Genomic DNA, 18,941 nt, shown 5'->3' with positions numbered 1-18,941 from the left:
CGTGAGGCTTGCAGCATGGTAGAGCGCGCATCCTTGCGCTCAACAATATACTTATGAGATTGTATCGATATACATGCGATACTGTATGATGCAGGCAGCGCGGGGGCTTCGATGACATCCGTGAGGGTCAATGAGCTGATATCGGTGGCGGGGCAGCCCGATGCCGCCGATTTTGCCGCTTTCGCGGCAGACGGCTTTGCCGCCGTCATCAATGGCCGGCCGGATGGCGAGGAGCCGGGGCAACCCGGCAATGCAGCGGAGAAGGCTTCCGCAGCCGCCGCCGGGCTCGCCTACAGCTTCGTGCCGGTGAAGGGGACCGAGATCACCGAGGCCGATATTCACGCCTTCCAGGCCGCGATGACGCAAGCGAAGGGACCGATCGTTGCCCATTGCAAGAGCGGCACACGGGCGCTGACGCTCTATGCGCTGGGCGAAGTGCTGGACGGGCGGATGAAGGCGGGGGATGTCGAGGCGTTCGGTCAAAATCTGGGCTTCGATCTTGCCGGCGCGCGCCGCTGGCTGGAGAAGCGGGCGGGGCAGGCGGCTCATGTGAAGGCCTTCTTCGAACCTCGCACCTGCAGCGTTCAATACGTCGTTTCAGACCCGGCGACGAAACGCTGCGCCATCATCGACCCGGTGCTCGACTTCGACGAGATGTCGGGCGCGACGGGAACGGCCAATGCCGACGCCATCCTCGCGCATATTGAAAGCCAGGGGCTGACGGTCGAGTGGATCCTCGACACGCATCCGCATGCCGATCATTTCTCCGCCGCGCATTACCTCAAAGGAAAGACCGGCGCGCCGACGGCGATCGGCGCCCATGTCACCGACGTCCAGCGGCTCTGGAAGGAGATCTACAACTGGCCGAAGTTCGAAGCCGACGGCTCGCAATGGGATCGGCTGTTTGGCGATGGCGACACTTTCGAGATCGGCGGGCTTGAAGCCCGCGTGATGTTCTCGCCCGGCCACACGCTTGCCTCGGTGACCTATGTGATCGGTGACGCCGCCTTCGTTCATGACACCGTGTTCACGCCGGATTCCGGCACGGCGCGCACGGATTTCCCCGGCGGCAGCGCCAGCGCCCTCTGGCACTCGATCCAGGCGATCCTGTCGCTGCCCGAGGAGACCAGGCTGTTTTCCGGCCACGACTATCAGCCCGGCGGTCGCCACCCGCGCTGGGAAAGCACGGTCGCCGCCCAGAAGCGCGCCAATCCGCATATATCAGGCATCGACGAGGCCGGCTTCGTGGCGCTGCGCCAGGCACGCGACCGCACGCTGCCGAAACCGAAGCTGATGCTGCACGCGCTACAGGTCAACATCCGCGGCGGGCGGCTGCCCGAACCGGAGGATAATGGCCGGCGCTATCTGAAGATCCCGCTGGATGCGTTGTAGCAAGGAGCAGCGTTGCGGCGCGTGCTTCGAGGCTTCGCACTCGCAGGCTGCGCATCGCAGCATGAGGGACGTTGGCGGATGCCGCGAGCCACGACAGACAGCGCTCCCACGTTCCCTCTCCATTTCTCAACTCCCCCGCAATAGTCATTGACGCCGCCCGGGCAGGCGACGTAACTGGGGGCGACGGTTCCCTGAAGATGACTCCAAGGGGATTAATAGGGAACACGGTGAGGACGACCCAGTAGGGACCGAGACCGTGGCTGCCCCCGCAACTGTATGCGGATTGTCGATCATCCTGGGGCGAGCGCGTCAGCGTTCATTCCCAGGGGCCTCTGGCCCAGCCACTGTGCATAGCGCGCGGGAAGGCGGTTGAAACGGCGCATATCCGCAAGCCAGGAGACCTGCCGTCAATCACGATCCAATCAACCGGGCGGGGATGCCCGGACAAGGAACAGACATGATTGACCTTCTGAACCTTCGCCTCATATCGGCATGCATCCGTCTCGATTGGGCCTCCTGCGGCGTAGTCTACGCGTAAGCGTGATTTCTGCCCCTCTTTTCCCTTCATCGAGGTTTTCCATGCGCCAAATTCTCGCCACCATGACATGTGCCTTCGGGCTCGCAGGCCTTGCGGCACCAAGCCTTGCCGCGACCCGATATCCGCTGACCATCACCAATTGCGGCCAGCCGGTGACCTTCCAGAAGGCACCGGCAAAGATCGTCTCGATCGGCCAGGGCATGACCGAAGTCCTCTTTTCGCTCGGCCTTGCCGACAAGATCACGGGTACGGCCGTCTGGGTCGGTCCCGTCCTGCCGCAATATGCCGAGGCCAACAGCAAGATCAAGCGGCTTGCCGACAACGATCCGAGCTTCGAATCCGTCGTCGGGCAGGAGCCTGATCTGGTGGCGGCCGAGTTCGAATGGCATGTCGGCGCGCAGGGCTCGGTCGGCAAACGCGAGCAGTTCGCCGACCTCGGGATCAATACCTATCTCGCGCCGGCCGATTGCGTCGCCAAGGTCAACACCGACGGCGGTGACGGCGTGCGCAAGGAGCTGTTCACGATGGACCTGATCTACCAGGAAATCGCCGAACTCTCTGAGATCTTCGACGTCAAGGAGCGCGGCGATGCATTGATCGCGCAGCTGAAGAGGCGCGAGGCCGATGCCGTGGCGTCGATTTCAGGCGCATCGGGAAAGAACCTGCCGGTGGTCTTCTGGTTCTCCAGCAAGGACGTCAACGGCGACGCCTTTATTGCCGGCAAGAACAGCGCACCGGCCTATATCCTGAAGACGATCGGTGCGAGGAACGTCGTGACGACGGAAGAGGAATGGCCGCTGGTCGGCTGGGAAACCATCGCCGAGGCAAATCCTCAAGTCATCGTCATCGCGACGATGGATCGCCGCCGCTACGCGGCCGACGATCCCAAGGTCAAGGTCGACTTCCTCGAGAACGACCCGGTCACCAGGGAATTGCATGCCGTCAGGAACAAGCACTTCGTGATGATGGACGCGCAGTCGATGAACCCGACGATCCGGACGATCGACGGCATCGAGACATTGGCGAACGGCATCAAGTCTTTCGGCCTTTCGCAGTGAGCGCGATCTCCGCCAGGAAACAGGGATGGTGGGCGCTGGCAGCGCTCACCGTTGCAGCGTTTCTGTTTCTCGGGCTGATGGTCAGCCTTGCCGTTTCCATCGGCGAGATCGCCATCCCGCTTGCGACGACGGCAGAGGCCGTCTTGAACCGGCTGTTCGGAACGGATTTCGAACTCAGCCGCATCCACCAGGGCATCGTCTGGGATTATCGTCTGAGCCGGGCGCTGGTTGCCGCAAGCGCCGGCGCGTCGCTGTCGCTTTGCGGGGCGATCCTCCAGGCGCTGCTGCGCAATCCGCTGGCCGAACCCTATGTGCTCGGCATCTCCGCCGGCGCCTCGACCGGCGCCGTCTGCGTGATGATCCTCGGCTTCGGTTATGGCGTTCTTGGTCTCTCGAGCGGCGCCTTTATCGGCGCGGTCATCGCTTTCCTGCTGGTCGGCTTCCTGGCGACGGGGGTCGGGGGAACCGGTGAGCGCATCATTCTTTGCGGCGTCGCCGGGTCGCAGCTCTTCAATGCGCTGACCTCCTACGTGGTGACAACATCGGCGAATGCCGAGCAGGCGCGCGGCATCCTGTTCTGGCTTCTCGGTTCGCTCAGCGGGGTGCGCTGGCCCGATGTCTATCTCTCGGTGCCGATCGCGCTGATTGGCTTCATCATCTGCATGGCTCATGTGCGGGCGCTCGATGCCTTCGCCTTCGGCACCGATGCGGCAGCCTCGCTCGGCATTTCCGTGCGCCGCGTCCAGATCGTGCTCTTCGGCACGACCGCGGCGATGACGGCAAGCGTCGTCAGCATGGTCGGATCGATCGGTTTTGTCGGCCTCGTCATTCCTCATGCCGCCCGCTTCCTCGTCGGGCCGGCGCATGGGCGACTGCTGCCGGCAACGGCGCTCGGCGGCGCGATCTTCATGGTCGGCGCCGATATCGTTTCGCGCATCATCATACCGCAGCAGATCCTGCCGATCGGCGTCGTCACCGCGCTGTTCGGCGCACCGGCCTTCGCCGTCATTCTCTATCGCGTGCGGAGAAGCGCATGAGCATCCGGATCGACAAGGTGAGTTTTGCCGCCGGCGACACTGTCATCGTCAACGGCGTCAGCCTGGCCGTGGAAAAGGGCAAGGTGCTCGGCCTGCTCGGGCCGAACGGCTCCGGAAAATCGAGCCTGCTCAGATTGATCTGCCGCCTGCGCAAAGCTCGCAGCGGCGTCATCAGGCTTGGGGAAGACGACATTTCCTCGCTGTCGCGCGCAGACCTTGCGCGCCGTGTCGCCTTCGTCGAGCAGCAGTCGGCGACCGATACGCAACTGACAGTACGAGATGTCGTGCGGCTTGGCCGCACGCCGCATCGCGGGCTGCTGTCGTCCTGGGGCGCCGCGGATGATGCCGCCGTCGAAGAGGCCCTGTTGCGGGTAGGCATGCGAGAGAGGGCGGGCCAGCTCTGGCAGACGCTGTCGGGCGGCGAACGCCAGCGCGTCCATATTGCGCGATCCCTGGCGCAGTCGCCGAGCGAATTGCTGCTCGACGAGCCGACCAACCATCTCGACATCCAGCATCAGCTCGACATTCTCTCGCTGATCTCGAAACTCGGCATCACCTCTGTCGTCGCGCTGCATGATCTCAATCTGGCGGCGATGTTTTGCGACAGCCTGGCGGTGCTCGAGAAGGGCGAGGTCGTCGCCTCCGGCGCGCCGGAGGATGTGCTGACGGAGGATATGATCGGCCGGGTCTTCGGCGTTCGCGCCCATGTCCAGAAATCGGCCGTGCATGGCCGCCATCATATCCAGTACGTCATCGATTGAGGAACGCCCGGGGATTTCGACCTAAAGGGGCGCTGTGACCTCACTGGCCTTTTTTCTGGACTGGCGTATGATTTCGCAGGGCGCGTGCGCCCGGCCGAACGGAGTTTCGAGATGCTCGAACGAAATCAGTTTCCCCTGCGCCCTGTCGTCCCCGGCTTCGCTGTTGCCTGGGTCGTCCTCATTTCAGGTGCGAGCGTTGCGCTCAGCCTGCTTTTTGCCTGCGTCACACCCTTCGTAGCCCTGGCGGCGGTGTCGGCCGTCATTCTTCCCCGGCGGATGGCGGTGACGGCGGTACTGCTGGCCTGGTTCGCCAACCAGATGGTCGGATATCTCGTGCTCGGCTATCCCCAGACCTGGGACAGTTATGCCTGGGGCCTTGCGATCGGTGTTGCGGCATTGGCATCGCTGGCCGCAGCGCTTGGGGTACTTCGTCTCACTGCCGGCCTTACCGTCACCATGGCCGGCGCCTTCATCGCCGGCTTCGTTGCCTATGAAGGCGTGCTCTTTGCCGCAACGGCGGTGCTTCCGTCAGGCGAGGGCGCGTTTTCGGCGCCGGTCGTGGCTGATGTCCTGCTGATCAATTCTCTGGCCGCGATCGGGCTCATCTGCCTGCATGCCGGCGCAGCAGCCGCTCGTGCGCTCGTCGCAGGACAGCCGGAACCGGCGCTGTCTTAGCCTCGTTCTTCGTGCATGTCGCGTCTGAGCGCAAAAACCTAAAGCGCCGGAAACACCATTGTGTCCCGCAACAACTGGATGGCCTCTGAGACCGATGGCCCGGTGATGGGCGGCGGTATTGCGCGTTCGCAGAACTCACGCCAGACAAACAGCGTCAGTTCCGCGCCATCCGTTGCGGTTTCCCCCGGTCCCTCTGCGAAATTCGCCAGCAGGCGATAGCGGGCGTCCTTCCAGAATAATTCCTCCACCCAGTCATAGATCGGGATCACATGGAAATGGATCGGATAACCGGGCGTGTGCCCGTATCGGCCGATATAGACGCGCTGAGCGTTCAATTCCTGCTTCAATGCGCTCTGAGCCCTTGCGAGCAAGGGGCCGAATTCGGCCAAGGCGTTTACGGACAAATCCGACAGGTCGGTCGTGTCGGTCTTGGAACCGATCATGAGATAGCCGGGGAGAGCGGAGTTCATACGGTGGTTCACAAGCCATCCGGCCGTCTCGACAACATGAAAGTGCGGAGGAATTTCCAAGCGCTGCCTCTTTCCGATTTTGCAAATTTCGCTAGCCACTTCTGATGGTCGCAGGATAGGCAGTTTTGCGAGGGCGGCAACGTCGATCCAGAGCGTGACGAGACGTGCAGCCACCGGCGTCTGTCACTCGCAAAGTTCGGCGACGACAAACAAGCGACGATCGACAGGCGCTGAGCGAAATGCGTGACGGACGGGTTGAGATAGCAGCCGGCAACGGCTATCTGGTGCCGACCCGCAAGCGGACCTCCGCGAACGACAAGGCGTAAGCTCTCATGATCCCCGATTTCCTCGTCACCCATTCCGGTGGCTTCCATGCCGACGAATTGCTGTCAAGCGTCATCCTGACCGGGCTTTTCCCGCAGGCGCGGATCGTCCGCAGCCGGCTGCCGGAATGGATCACGCCGGGTCAAGACCGCATCATCTACGATGTCGGCGGAACCTATGACCCTGCTGCCCGGATATTCGATCACCATCAGCGCGGCGCGCCGCTGCGCGAAGATGGCCAGCCCTACAGCTCGTTCGGCCTGATCTGGAAGCATTTCGGCAGGGATTATCTCGCTGCCTCCGGTCTTCCAGAGGCAGATGTCGAGACGGTGCACGCTTCCTTCGACGCCGGCTTCGTGCTGCCGATCGACCTGACCGACAACGGCGCGCTCAGTCCCTCGGGGCCGCTGGCGGGACTGACGCTGCCGGTGCTGCTGGAGACGCTGAAACCGGTTTTCGATGAAGCGGAGCCCGAGGCCGACGATCGCGCTTTCCATGCGGCGCTTGCCATTGCTCGCAGTTTCGTCGAGGCCAGGATCGGCCAAAGTGCTGCAAAATTACGAGCCGAGACGATCGTGCATCAGGCAATCCAGGCTGCGGGGCAGGGGCGTGTTCTGGAATTGCCGAGGGGCATGCCCTTCCGTCCGGCCATCGTCAAGGCGGGCGCCGATCACCTGCTGTTCGTCGTCCACCCGCGTGAAAAAGATTGGTGTGTGACCGGTATCCGCCGCGCCGAGGAAGGGTTCGAGCTCCGGGCCGATCTGCCGGCAGCCTGGGCCGGTCTTACCAATGGAGAGCTGGAGGGGGTTTGTGGCATAGAGGGCGCGAGCTTCTGCCACAACGGCCGCTTCATCGCGGCCGCCAGGACCCGCGAGGCGGCGCTTGCCATGGCCGAACTGGCGGTGCGGGAGGCGCTTTCGATCGGGATGTAGCGGCCATTACCAGCGTCGGGTTCACCGGATCTCAGATGCGTTCAGCCGACCCCAACTGTCGAAGCGATTGACTTGCATCCGCGAAGGACTAAGCTTCGGGCCATAACAACCACCACTCACACGCGAGAGATAGTGGACGGTGTGAGTGGCTGGCGACCTTGAGGAGGATGAGGTTTGCCATGGATTACCGTGTTGTTCTGCTGATTGGTGCAACCGCGAGTGCCCTTTTCCCCGGTTATGCCGGGGCGCAGGAGGGTGATGCGACGGCGGGCGCCACTGTTTTCAAGAAATGCGCAACCTGTCATGTCGTCGAGTCCGATACCAACAAGGTCGGTCCGTCGCTGAACAAGCTGTTCGGCAGGAAGGCCGGGACGCATCCCGATTTCGCCTATTCAGCCGCGATGAAGGCCGCCGGCGAAGGCGGTCTCGTCTGGGACGAGACGGTGCTGCGCGATTATCTGCATAATCCGAAAGCGAAGGTGAAGGGCACGAAGATGGCCTTTGTCGGCGTGAAGGACGACAAGGAGATCACCGATCTCATCGCCTATCTCAAGCAATATTCGCAATGACGGGCAATAGCCCAAATGACGGGCCGCGGCCGGTAGGGCATGCTTAAATTGCCGTAATTGCCGATATTTTCTATCTGTGCGATAATAAACACGGACTTTTTGCGGAATGCGGTTTCACGGGTCAACCTGCTCGAGGAGGAGCGGACATGGCTGTCGTGCTGATCCTCGTCCTGATTGTCGTCGGCTCCGTGCTGTTCCATGTGCTGAGCCCGTGGTGGTGGACGCCGATCGCGTCCAACTGGACCTATATCGACAGCACCCTCGTCATCACCTTCTGGATCACCGGCATCGTCTTCGTGGCGGTGGTTTCGTTCATGGCCTACTGCGTCTTCCGCTTCCGGCACAGACCGGGCAACCAAGCGCATTATGAGCCCGAGAACCGCCGGCTGGAGCTGCTGCTGGCAGGGGGAACGGCGGTCGGCGTCGCGGCGATGCTGGCGCCCGGCCTCATCGTGTGGAACCAGTTCATCACGGTGCCTGCCGATGCCGCATCGGTCGAGGTCGTCAGCCAGCAATGGCTGTGGAGCTTCCGCCTGCCGGGGGCGGACGGAAAGCTCGGCCGTGCGGAGACGCGCGACGTCACCGCCGAAAATCCACTCGGTCTCGATAAGAACGACGCGAGCGGCCTAGACGACATCATCATCGAGGGCGGCGAGCTGCATCTGCCGATCGGCAAGCCGGTGCATATATTGCTGCGCTCCGTCGATGTGCTCCACGATTTCTACGTGCCGGAATTCCGCGCCAAGATGGACATGATCCCCGGCATGATTACCTATTTCTGGTTCACGCCGACCCGGACGGGGACTTTCGAGATCCTCTGCGCCGAACTCTGTGGCGTCGGCCACCCGCAAATGCGCGGCACTGTCGTCGTCGATGAGGATGCCGACTACCAGACCTGGCTCGGGCAGCAGCAGACATTCACCCAGTTGACGGCGTCATCGGGAGAGCCGCCGCCGGCAAACTGACGCGATGCAGCGGCCGGAAAGCCGTTTGCCGGTTCAAGAAACCGGCGGGAAGGGAAGAGAGATCATGGTCGAGATTCCATCCGACGGCATCCCCTCCGCCGAAGTCGAGGATGTCGAACTTTATCATCCGCATAGCTGGTGGACCAAATATGTGTTCAGCCAGGATGCGAAGATCATCGCCGTGCAATATTCGTTGACCGCGATCTCGATCGGCCTGGTGGCGCTGGTGCTCTCCTGGCTGATGCGCATTCAGCTCGCCTTTCCCGGTGCTCTCTCCTTCATCGATGCCGATCACTACTACCAGTTCATCACCATGCACGGCATGATCATGGTGATTTATCTCTTGACCGCGCTCTTCCTCGGCGGCTTCGGCAATTACCTCATTCCGCTGATGGTCGGCGCCCGCGACATGGTCTTCCCCTATGCCAACATGCTGAGCTACTGGATCTACCTGCTTGCGGTGCTGATCCTCGCCGCCGGCTTCTTCGCTCCTGGTGGGCCGACGGGAGCGGGGTGGACGCTCTATCCGCCGCAGTCGGTGCTATCAGGCACGCCGGGTGGTAAGGATTGGGGCATCCTCTTGATGCTAATTTCGCTGATCGTCTTCATCATTGGCTTCACCATGGGCGGGCTGAACTACGTGGTAACAGTGCTGCAGGGTCGGGCGCGGGGGATGACGCTGATGCGGATGCCGCTCACTGTCTGGGGCATCTTCACCGCGACCGTGATGGCGCTCTTGGCCTTTCCGGCCCTCTTCGTCGCCTGCGTCATGATGCTGTTCGACCGTGTGCTCGGCACGAGCTTTTTCATGCCAGCGATCGTCGAGATGGGCACGCAGTTGCAGCATGGCGGCGGTAGCCCGATCCTCTTCCAGCACCTGTTCTGGTTCTTCGGCCATCCTGAGGTCTATATCGTCGCACTGCCGGCCTTCGGCATCGTCTCGGACCTGATCAGCACGCATGCGCGCAAGAACATCTTCGGCTACCGCATGATGGTTTGGGCGATCGTCATCATCGGGGGCTTGAGCTTCGTCGTCTGGGCGCACCACATGTATGTCAGCGGCATGCACCCGGCCTTCGGCTTCTTCTTCGCCACCACGACGCTGATCATCGCTATCCCGACGGCGATCAAGGTCTACAACTGGGTACTGACGCTGTGGCGCGGCGACATCCACCTGACGCTGCCGATGCTCTTTGCGCTCGCCTTCATCGTCACCTTCGTCAACGGCGGCCTGACAGGTCTCTTCCTCGGCAATGTCGTCGTCGACGTACCGCTGTCGGATACGATGTTCGTCGTCGCGCATTTCCACATGGTCATGGGGGTGGCGCCGATCCTCGTCATCTTCGGGGCGATCTATCACTGGTATCCGAAGGTGACGGGCCGCATGCTGAACGACATGCTCGGCCAGATCCACTTCTGGGTCACCTTCCTCGGCACCTATGCGATCTTCTTTCCGATGCATTATCTCGGGCTGCTCGGCGTGCCGCGCCGCTACTTCGAGATGGGAGAGACGGCCTTCGTCCCGCCTTCCGCCCACACACTGAATATCTTCATCACCGTCATGGCGCTTGTGGTCGGGGCCGGGCAGATGGTCTTTCTGTTCAATCTGGTCTGGAGCCTTTTCAGGGGCAAGGAGGCAGGCGGCAATCCATGGCGGGCGACGACGCTTGAATGGCAGACGCCGCAGACCCCGCCAGCGCATGGCAACTGGGGCAAGGATTTGCCCGTCGTCTACCGCTGGGCCTATGATTACAGCGTGCCGGGCGCGGCCGAGGATTTCATTCCGCAGAATGTGCCGGCAAGCGACGGCGTGACGCGAGAGGTCCCGGCATGAGCGTCGTGCTGATCTTCCTCGCCGCCATCGCCGCCATCATGATCTGGTGGCTGGCCGGGCAGCGGCTGACCTCGAAGCCCTGGCTGGAAACCGGCTCGGTTCAGTTGCCGGATCATCATGGCACTGAGCGGGCGCCTGTGCCGGCGGTGAAGATCGGCCTCTTCGTGTTTCTCGGCGTCGTCGGCGCCGTCTTCAGCCTTGCTGTCAGCGCCTATTTCATGCGTGCGGCATCGGCGGACTGGTGGGGGATGCCGGTTCCGCGGCTGCTTTGGGTGAACACCGCGGCACTGGCCTTGAGCAGCGCCGCGCTGCAATGGGCCAAGCGAGAAGCGCGGCACGGCCGCATGGAAGCCCTGCGGCCGGCGCTTGTGACCGGACTTGGGCTTGCGGTCTTTTTCCTCGCCGGACAGATCCAGGCATGGCGGGAGCTGACGGCGGCCGGCTACGTGCTTGCCGACAATCCAGCCAACAGCTTTTTCTACATGCTCACCGGCCTCCACGGGCTGCACATCCTCGGCGGGCTCGCGGTGCTCGCGCATACGACGGTCAGGGCATTCTCGGCCGAGGTTGCGCCGGAAAGGCTGCGCCTCAGCGTCGATCTTTCGGCCATCTATTCGCATTTCATGCTGGCCGTCTGGCTTTTGCTCTTTGCGCTCTTTGCCGGCTGGGCGAACGATTTCGTCGATCTCTGCCGGACGTTGATAAGCTAGGGGATTTGAAGATGGTAGATTCTGTCCAGACCCACGGCGAGGCAAATCTCAGGCCAGCGGGCCTTCGCGGTGTCGCCGCCGATTTCAGCTCGGATCAGCGCGCCTTCAAGACCGCCTCCTGGGGCAAGGCGATGATGTGGATCTTTCTGCTCAGCGATACCTTTGTCTTCGGCTGTTTTCTGATCGCCTATATGACCGCCCGCATGTCGACGCCCGTCGCCTGGCCCAATCCGAGCGAGGTCTTCGCGCTGCATATCGGCGGCCAGGATGTGCCGCTGATCCTGATCGCAATCATGACCTTCGTGCTGATCTCCAGCAGCGGCACCATGGCGATGGCGGTCAATTTCGGCTATCGCCGCGACCGCCGCGTGACTGCGATACTGATGCTGCTGACGGCGCTTCTGGGAGCCTGTTTCGTCGGCATGCAGGCTTTCGAATGGACGAAGCTGATCACCGAAGGCGTGCGCCCCTGGGAGAACCCATGGGGGGCTGCCCAGTTCGGATCGACCTTCTTCATGATCACCGGCTTCCACGGCACCCATGTGACGATCGGCGTCATCTTCCTGCTCATCGTCGCCCGCAAGGTCTGGCGGGGCGATTTCGACGTGGAGCGGCGCGGCTTCTTCACCAGCCGGAAAGGCCGCTACGAGGCCGTCGAGATCATGGGCCTCTACTGGCACTTCGTCGACCTGGTCTGGGTCTTCATCTTCGCGTTCTTTTATCTGTGGTGAGGTCGTCATGAGCGAGACAACGGCGCATGCTCAAAACCAAGCGGTGCATGCACAGGCACACACCGGACAGCAGCATCCGATCCGGCTCTATCTCCTCGTCTGGGGGCTGCTATTCGTGCTCAGCGCGGCGTCCTACATGGTCGATTATCTCGGCGTCCAGAGCTATCTGAGGTGGACGTTGATCCTGCTGTTCATGATGCTGAAGGCCGGTCTGATTGTCGCCGTCTTCATGCACATGGCCTGGGAGCGGCTGGCGCTGGTCTACGCCATCCTGCTGCCGCCGCTGCTGGTGCTGGTTTTCGTTGCGCTGATGGTATCGGAAGCGGACTATACGATCTTCACCCGGCTGGCCTTCTTCGGTGCTACGCCTTAGATACCGATCATCGGGAGAAGGTTTGGTATGGCTGAAGTCTTGTTGTTCCATCACGCTCAAGGGCTGACCCCGGGCGTGCGCGCCTTCGCCGACGCCTTGCGAGCAAATTGCCATATCGTGCACACGCCCGATCTCTTCGACGGGCGCATGTTTCAGAGCATTGACGAGGGTCTGGCCTATATCGGCGGGATCGGATTCGACGATATCAGGGAGCGCGGCGTTCGCCTCGCCGACGAACTGCCTGCGGCGCTCGTCTATGCCGGCTTTTCGTTCGGTGTGCTGCCAGCGCAAAAGCTGGCACAGACACGGCCAGGGGCCCGTGGCGCTCTGCTTTTTTACTCCTGTCTGCCGATCCGTGGCGAGTGGGCCTTCGGACCCTGGCCGGATGGCGTGCCGGTCCAGATCCACGGTATGGACAGTGATCCGATTTTCGTCGGCGAGGGCGATATCGATGCCGCCCGCGAGATCGTCGAGGCGGTCGAGGATGCGGAACTTTTCCTGTATCCCGGCGATCAGCACTACTTCGCCGACAGCTCGCTGCCGTCATATGACGCGGATGCGACCGCGCTCCTCACCAGCCGAGTGCTTGCGTTTCTGAAACGCGTTTGATCGAAGAGGGCGATCGCCACGGCAATTGCCGCTCTTGCACCGTCAGTTCGGCTGGAAGCCCGGGGGCGCCAGCTCAAAAATCCGATCTTAAGACGCGTCCTAAAACATGATGAAGGTCGCGCCGGGTGAGGATCTCGGCAATGATGGCCTTCTCTTCGCCATTTCCGATCTCATGGGCCCCATGATCTTCATACCGCTTCCCTTTGTCGTCGCCCTATTGCTGCTCATCCTTTTCGTCGTCGTCCTCAAACGCGACGATGAGGATGAGCCCAACCGGCCGTTTCTGGCACTCATCCTGCTCGCCGCGCTGCAATCCGTGCTCTCCGGCCTTCGCTGGGGATATGGACTACAGGCCATCGGGTTGGTCGCGCCCGTGATCGCGGCGACGGTGCCGCCGCTTGCCTATGCCGGGGTTTCCCGATTGGTTAGGACGAGCCGGCGGCCACTGCCGGTGCGGATGGCCCTTCATGCCGTGCCCGCCGCCGTCATCCTGCTGCTGATGGCGTTCTGGCGGGATGCGATCGACATCGCGCTGGTGCTGATCTTTATCGGTTATGCCATGGCCATCCTGCTTCTGATGCGCCCGGGCGCCGATGCGCTGCGGCTGGCGCCCTTCGAAGGGGCGGTGCCGGCCTATCGGGCGATCATCTTTACGGCCGCCGCCCTGTGTCTTTCGGCCGCTGTCGATACCTTCGTCTTTCTCGACCTCACCTCGGCACATAGCGAGCGCGCGCTGACGCTGATCAGTATCGGAAATCTCGCCGTCCTCGTCATCCTCGGTATCGCAGCGGCCGCCGCCAGCCGGAGCCGGGCGCCGGCCGAGATGGTGGACGTGGCGCCGCGGCCGGAGACGAGCGAGGACAAGCAGACCATCGCCGCGGTCGATGCGCTGATGGAGGGCCGCAAACTCTATCGCGACGCCAATCTCAATCTCGACCGGCTGGCCCGCAAGGCCGGCATCCCCGCCCGTCAGATCTCGGCTGCGATCAACCGGGTGATGGACAAGAACGTCTCGCAATATGTCAATGATTACAGGATCGGCGAGGCATGCCGGCTGCTTGCCGGCACTGAGAAACCGGTGACCGAGGTGATGTTCGAGGTCGGCTTCCAGACGAAGTCCAACTTCAACCGGGAATTCCGCCGGGTGACTGAGATGACGCCGATTGCATGGCGGCAGAGGAGGGCTTAGCCACCCGCCATCGTCGTTCGAGGCGGTGGTCCTCGCCAATCCGCGTTCGCCGTTCCGTAAAGACAACCGGTTCCGCACTGTATGGCTGATACCGGGTACATAATCGCGATCGAGGACTGCCTGGATCGTGTTCGAGGTCGCGATTTCTGCCCGGTCGGCGATGTTTGCCGGCATGAATACGACATCAGAACATGACCGAAACCTTGCCGCCAAGCTAAGATCGCTTTCGATCGAGCCCGCGGCTTTCAAAACAGAGTCGCCGGCGCCTCTTGCCCGGCGGCGCATGATCCCTGGCGTAATGCTCGTCCTTGTAGCAACGGCATCGCTGGCGGCGGTTTCTCTCTATGGACCTGAGATGCTGGAGCGCATCGAGACCGCGCTTGCGATGTTTTCGGGCAGCGACTTTACGATATCCGCCAATGGAGCGGAGGCGCGAGCCCGAGACGATGCCGCTGCTGAGGGGGGACGTACGCCGACTAAGGATGGAGCGAAGAGCACGGCTGCGCTCCCTCGCGAGATCACCGGCTCCGGTTATGTCATCGCCCCCGACACCGCCACCGCCTTTTCCAAATATGAGGGCCGGATCGTCGCGGTCGAGGTTGAGGCCGGTGATCTTGTCGTCGCGGGGCAGGTGCTGGTGCGGCTCGAAGATGCCGGCGCACGCTTCGCGCTTCGGGGCGCGGAGATATCAGGCCAGGCGGCGGCGTTGGCGCTTGATGCAAAGAACATCGAGCTCGCGCAGGCGCGGTTATCGCTTGTGCGCACCGAGCGGCTTGCCGGGCGCGACGCCATGTCGATGCAGGCGCTAGAGGAGGCGAAAACGGCTGCCGACAGGGCCGAGAATGCCGCGCTGCAGGCAAGGCAGGATGTCGAAAAGGCGGAGCTCGAGATCGACAAAGCGCGCGAGCAGGTGGAGGCGTTGACCGTGCGCGCGCCGATCTCCGGCACCATCACGCGGTTGACCGCGCATGTCGGCGACACGGTGCTGTCGCGCGAGGACAGCGTGCGGGAGAATGAAAGCCTGCTTGTGATTACCGATACGGCGAAGATGGTCATCGATGCGGATGTGGCGGAAGCCAATATCGCGCTGATGCGGCCGGGCCTGTCGGGCGAGGCGGTGCTTGACGGCTTTCCTGGCCAGCCTTTTGCGGTCGAGGTGTCGAAGATCGCGCCGGTGATTTCGCGGGAAAAGGGGACGGTGACGCTTCGACTGTCGCTATCTCAGCCGCCTTCGGGCATGCGGCCTGCCATGGCGGCGCGCATTCGCCTCGTGGTGGGTGAGGGAAGCGCTGGTGCTACTCACCCGCCCTCATCCTTCGAGACTCCGGCCCGCAGGTTGGGCGATGCGGGTTGATCCCTCGAGGCGATCCTGTGGATCGCAACTCAGGATGACGGGCTGGTCTTCGCGCCGCTGTTCCGATGAATAAACCACCAAGGAGCCGAAAATGACAGATACTCAAGATTCCTATATCGCGCTTGCGGGCGTCAGGAAGGCTTTCCGGATCGGGGCGGAGACAATACCGATCTTTTCAGGGCTCGACCTTGCCATTCCGCGCGGCGATTTCGTCGCGGTGATGGGGCCGTCGGGTTCGGGGAAATCGACGCTGCTGAATATGCTCGGTGGCATCGACAGCGCGGACGCCGGCGAGATCCGGATCGGGCGCAGTCATCTCGAGCAAATGGGCGAGGGGGCGAGAGCCGCCTGGCGAGCGCACAGCATGGGCATCGTCTTCCAGTTCTACAATCTGCTGCCGATGCTGAATGCCGCGGAGAATATCGAGCTGCCGCTGCTCTTGAAGCCGCTCGGGCGCAAGGAGCGGCGGGCGCGCGTCGATACGGTGATGGATCTGGTCGGGCTCGCGGGGCGGCAGCGGCAGTTTCCCTCCAGCATGTCGGGCGGGCAGCAACAGCGCGTCGGCATTGCCCGGGCCATCGTCGCCGATCCCGGTCTCATTCTCTGCGACGAGCCGACCGGCGATCTCGACCGGAAATCGGCCAATGATATCCTGGAGATGCTGGGCTTCCTCAATCGTGAGCTTCGCAAGACGATCATCATGGTCACGCACGATCCCGAGGCTGCCGCCTTTGCCCGGCGCACGCTGCATCTCAACAAGGGCGAATTCGTCGAGGGGGAAGGCCGATGACCTTTTTTCAGCTGATGCGGCGCAACGCCTGGCGCAACCGGCTGCGGGCCGTTCTGCTGATGTTTTCGGTCGGCATCGCCTTCCTGATCTACGGGCTGACGGCGAGTTTCGTCAGCGGCAGCCAGGGGGCGGCCGGCGCCAGCGACGACCTGCTCGGCGTGTTCAACAAAGCGGGCCGGGGGCTGCCACTGCCGATTGCCTATCTCAACCGGATCGCGGCGGAGGGCGACGTCGCAGCCGTCGCCTATACCGCACGCATGCGCGGCTTCGTCGAGGTCGAGAAGAATCTGGTGGCCGTCAGCGCGGTCGATCCGCGGGCGATTGCCGCCGCCAATGGCGCCGAACTCGGGCTGACGCCTGAACTGATCGCGGCGCTGGAAGAGGGCGGTGACCGGGTGCTTGTCGGCAGGGCATTGGCTGAGGCGCAGGGCTGGTCGGTCGGCCAGCGCATCGGCGTCACCAGCCAGCTCATCAAGGCCGACGGCAGCCGGAACTGGAGCTTCACCGTCGCGGGTATCTTCGCGGGGGCCGATGCCGGCACCGACACTTATTTCATGCTTGCCCGCTACGACATGGTCAATGCAGCCCGTGCGCGCGACAGGGATACGGTCGACGCCTTCGTGGTGCGCCCGCGCGACGGCGTCGCCTCGGGCGTGCTGGCGGCGCGCATCGACGCGCTGTTTGCCAATTCGGCGGCTGAAACCAGGACGCAATCGGAAAAGCAGTTCCTCGAAGCCTTTCTCCGGCAGTTCGCCGATGTCGGGCTGATCGTCAGCCTCGTCGTCGGCGCCGCCTTCGTGACGATCCTGATGATATCGGTCAACATCATGCTCTTCGCCATCCGGGAGCGCCGCTTCGAGATCGGCGTGATGAAGGTGCTCGGCTTTTCCCGCGGGCGGATCGCGGCGCTCATTCTCGGCGAAACGCTGTTCATCTTCGCCGTTGGCGGCGTGGGTGGGCTCATTCTGGCAAAGCTCGCGACGCTCTCGATCGGGCCGGAATTCGGCCTCGTCTTCGGCGGTGAGGTGCTGCTGAAATCCGCCGCGATCATTGCGGGGCTCGGCCTGCTGACCGGGCTGCTGCCGGCCGCAAACGCCATGCGCCTGCCCATCGTCAACGCCTTCAGAACGAGATAATCCAATGTCATCAACGCTCAAACAGACCTTTCTCATGCTCGGAGTCAATGTCGGCAGCCTGCCCCGGCGGCTTGCGATCTCGCTGTCGATGGTGCTGTCGGTCGCCCTCGTGGTGGCGGTGCTGTCGGGCTTTCTGGCGATGGCGCGCGGCTTCGAGGCCACCCTTGCCGGGGCTGGCTCGCCTGATATCGCCGTCATCCTAGGTGGCGGTACCAACCAGGAAACCGGCTCGGACGTACCTGCCGATGCGATCCGCAGCCTGACCGCCATGAGCGGCGATACCGGAATTGCGCCCGATGGTACCGGCGGATCGGCGCTTTCTCGCGAGACTATCGTGCCGATCGATGTCAGGGGAAGCGACGGTGCGGAGCAGACGCTGTCGCTCAGGGGCATGGACCCGGCAGGGCTCGATCTGCGCGCCCGCGCCCGGCTTTCGCAGGGGCGGCTATTTCTATCGGGCGCCCGCGAAATCGTCGTCGGCGCCCGCATCGCGGACGCTTTCCCTGGCTTTGCCGTCGGCCAGAGGGTGCGGTTCGGCGCGGTCGACTGGACCGTCGCCGGTCATTTCACCGCCGCTGGCAGCGCCTTCGAATCCGAGATCTGGGCCGATCTGGACGCGGTGCAATCGGCCTTCGACCGCCAAGGGCAGGTGCAGAGCCTGCGCGTGCGGCTGGCCGGCGGCGACCCTGCAACGGCACTGGCGGCACTGCGCGAGCGGCTGTCCGATATATCGGGCACGCCGCTTACAGCCATCCCCGAGGGCGATCTCTATGCCGCGCAGGCCGAGCGCACCGAGAGCTTGATCCGCCTGTTCGGCTGGCCGATCGCGCTGCTGATGGCGGTGGGTGCGATAGCCGGCGCCTTGAACACGATGATGAGCTCGGTCTCCGACCGCGCGACCGAAATCGCCACGCTGCGCCTGCTCGGCTTTTCCCGTCTGCCGGCCTTCGCCGCCACCTGGGTCGAGGCGGTGCTGCTTTCCGCGGCGGGTGCCGCAGTCGGCGTCATCGCCTCATGGTTTGCCTTTAACGGCTGGCAGGCGAGCACGATGGGCGCCAACAACACGAAGATGGCCTTCCAGCTTGTCGTTACGCCCGATGTGATTTTGACGGCAGGACTGCTTGGGCTGGCGGTCGGGGTGATCGGCGGGGCGTTGCCGGCGCTGGCGGCTGCGCGGCTGCCGCCGACGACGGCGTTGCGGGAGAGGGGGTGAAGTAGCGCCTTGGAGAGGGGTAAACGTGCTTGGAGGATGTGAGGGGCCACACGGCACATCTTTCATTGCTTGGCTTTGGTGAGCTCAAGCGAAGAGCAGAATCACCTGCCGTACAGCTTGAAGGTGAGGTACGTTGCTCCAAGATTCCTCGATTTATTCGCCTCCAAGTCGCGGCTTTCTCTGGCCAAGTTGCAGCTTTCCCGCAGCGCCGCCCTCGCCTGTGGAGCGCGACCCGCAAACGGGCCCGTTGCCGCATTGACACCATCTTATCGCCTTCTTGC

19 protein-coding genes and 1 riboswitch are annotated in these 18,941 nt (G+C 63.0%); of the genes, 18 read left to right on the top strand and 1 reads right to left on the bottom strand.

All coding sequences use genetic code 11. The features are described 5' to 3' along the window. Window positions 1-111: 111 nt before the first annotated feature. The 5 genes from blh (at window position 112) to ATY29_RS12065 (ending at window position 5,461) form a co-directional block, all read left to right on the top strand. Window positions 112-1,392 carry a bifunctional sulfur transferase/dioxygenase Blh gene (gene blh / locus ATY29_RS12085; RefSeq protein ID WP_097532810.1) on the top strand — a complete coding sequence of 427 codons (1,281 nt, stop codon included), beginning with the start codon at window positions 112-114 and terminating at the stop codon, window positions 1,390-1,392. Window positions 1,393-1,559: 167 nt separating this feature from the next. Then, window positions 1,560-1,815: riboswitch (cobalamin riboswitch) on the top strand. 156 nt (window positions 1,816-1,971) lie between these two features. Then, a complete protein-coding gene (locus tag ATY29_RS12080; protein ID WP_097532809.1) occupies window positions 1,972-2,988 on the top strand; it encodes an ABC transporter substrate-binding protein in 1,017 nt (338 codons plus the stop codon). Next, window positions 2,985-4,025, top strand: coding sequence for a FecCD family ABC transporter permease (locus ATY29_RS12075; RefSeq protein WP_097532808.1), 1,041 nt, complete (start codon window positions 2,985-2,987; stop codon window positions 4,023-4,025). Before ATY29_RS12080 ends, ATY29_RS12075 begins: the two co-directional genes overlap by 4 nt. Further along, the gene (locus ATY29_RS12070) at window positions 4,022-4,786 is read left to right on the top strand and encodes an ABC transporter ATP-binding protein (protein ID WP_097532807.1); all 765 of its coding nucleotides are present in this window, start codon (window positions 4,022-4,024) and stop codon (window positions 4,784-4,786) included. Before ATY29_RS12075 ends, ATY29_RS12070 begins: the two co-directional genes overlap by 4 nt. A gap of 111 nt (window positions 4,787-4,897) precedes the next feature. Further along, the gene (locus ATY29_RS12065; protein WP_097532806.1) at window positions 4,898-5,461 is read left to right on the top strand and encodes a hypothetical protein; all 564 of its coding nucleotides are present in this window, start codon (window positions 4,898-4,900) and stop codon (window positions 5,459-5,461) included. A 38-nt stretch (window positions 5,462-5,499) separates the two neighbouring features. Here ATY29_RS12065 and ATY29_RS12060 read toward each other — a convergent pair whose 3' ends face one another. Further along, window positions 5,500-5,991 (bottom strand): HIT family protein, encoded by a 492-nt coding sequence (locus tag ATY29_RS12060; RefSeq protein ID WP_025416492.1) that lies wholly within the window; start codon window positions 5,989-5,991, stop codon window positions 5,500-5,502. A gap of 272 nt (window positions 5,992-6,263) precedes the next feature. Here ATY29_RS12060 and ATY29_RS12055 point away from each other — a divergent pair, with 272 nt between their 5' ends. From ATY29_RS12055 to ATY29_RS11995, 13 genes are all read left to right on the top strand, one after another. Beyond that, entirely contained in the window at window positions 6,264-7,187 is a 924-nt protein-coding gene (locus tag ATY29_RS12055) for an MYG1 family protein (protein WP_097532805.1), read from the top strand. A 179-nt stretch (window positions 7,188-7,366) separates the two neighbouring features. Then, a complete protein-coding gene (locus ATY29_RS12050) occupies window positions 7,367-7,756 on the top strand; it encodes a c-type cytochrome (RefSeq protein WP_003564516.1) in 390 nt (129 codons plus the stop codon). A 146-nt stretch (window positions 7,757-7,902) separates the two neighbouring features. After that, the gene (locus tag ATY29_RS12045) at window positions 7,903-8,721 is read left to right on the top strand and encodes a cytochrome c oxidase subunit II (RefSeq protein ID WP_003564513.1); all 819 of its coding nucleotides are present in this window, start codon (window positions 7,903-7,905) and stop codon (window positions 8,719-8,721) included. Window positions 8,722-8,785: 64 nt separating this feature from the next. Further along, complete coding sequence (gene ctaD / locus ATY29_RS12040; protein WP_003564511.1) at window positions 8,786-10,555, top strand: cytochrome c oxidase subunit I; 1,770 nt, start codon at window positions 8,786-8,788, stop codon at window positions 10,553-10,555. Further along, window positions 10,552-11,265, top strand: coding sequence for a cytochrome c oxidase subunit 3 (locus ATY29_RS12035; RefSeq protein ID WP_097532804.1), 714 nt, complete (start codon window positions 10,552-10,554; stop codon window positions 11,263-11,265). The genes ctaD and ATY29_RS12035 overlap by 4 nt, the downstream gene beginning before the upstream one ends. A gap of 11 nt (window positions 11,266-11,276) precedes the next feature. Continuing rightward, window positions 11,277-11,996, top strand: a complete 720-nt coding sequence (locus tag ATY29_RS12030; RefSeq protein ID WP_003564507.1) for a heme-copper oxidase subunit III family protein — start codon at window positions 11,277-11,279, stop codon at window positions 11,994-11,996. A 7-nt stretch (window positions 11,997-12,003) separates the two neighbouring features. Further along, window positions 12,004-12,369, top strand: coding sequence for a cytochrome C oxidase subunit IV family protein (locus ATY29_RS12025; protein ID WP_003564505.1), 366 nt, complete (start codon window positions 12,004-12,006; stop codon window positions 12,367-12,369). A gap of 27 nt (window positions 12,370-12,396) precedes the next feature. Continuing rightward, the gene (locus ATY29_RS12020; protein WP_097532803.1) at window positions 12,397-12,978 is read left to right on the top strand and encodes a dienelactone hydrolase family protein; all 582 of its coding nucleotides are present in this window, start codon (window positions 12,397-12,399) and stop codon (window positions 12,976-12,978) included. 106 nt (window positions 12,979-13,084) lie between these two features. Next, complete coding sequence (locus tag ATY29_RS12015) at window positions 13,085-14,167, top strand: helix-turn-helix domain-containing protein (RefSeq protein WP_003564502.1); 1,083 nt, start codon at window positions 13,085-13,087, stop codon at window positions 14,165-14,167. Window positions 14,168-14,294: 127 nt separating this feature from the next. After that, on the top strand, window positions 14,295-15,521 hold the full coding sequence (locus ATY29_RS12010; protein WP_025416487.1) for an efflux RND transporter periplasmic adaptor subunit: 1,227 nt from the start codon (window positions 14,295-14,297) through the stop codon (window positions 15,519-15,521). A gap of 91 nt (window positions 15,522-15,612) precedes the next feature. Next, complete coding sequence (locus ATY29_RS12005; protein ID WP_097532802.1) at window positions 15,613-16,311, top strand: ABC transporter ATP-binding protein; 699 nt, start codon at window positions 15,613-15,615, stop codon at window positions 16,309-16,311. Next, on the top strand, window positions 16,308-17,447 hold the full coding sequence (locus ATY29_RS12000; RefSeq protein WP_003564496.1) for an ABC transporter permease: 1,140 nt from the start codon (window positions 16,308-16,310) through the stop codon (window positions 17,445-17,447). Before ATY29_RS12005 ends, ATY29_RS12000 begins: the two co-directional genes overlap by 4 nt. 4 nt (window positions 17,448-17,451) lie before the next feature. After that, window positions 17,452-18,660: an ABC transporter permease gene (locus ATY29_RS11995; RefSeq protein WP_097532801.1), complete on the top strand. Its 1,209-nt coding sequence runs from the start codon at window positions 17,452-17,454 to the stop codon at window positions 18,658-18,660. Window positions 18,661-18,941 lie beyond the last annotated feature (281 nt).

Source organism: Rhizobium hidalgonense (assembly GCF_002914525.1).
GTDB lineage: Bacteria > Pseudomonadota > Alphaproteobacteria > Rhizobiales > Rhizobiaceae > Rhizobium > Rhizobium hidalgonense.
Note: the sequence above shows the minus strand (reverse complement) of the source record. Positions and strands in the feature narration are given on the sequence as shown.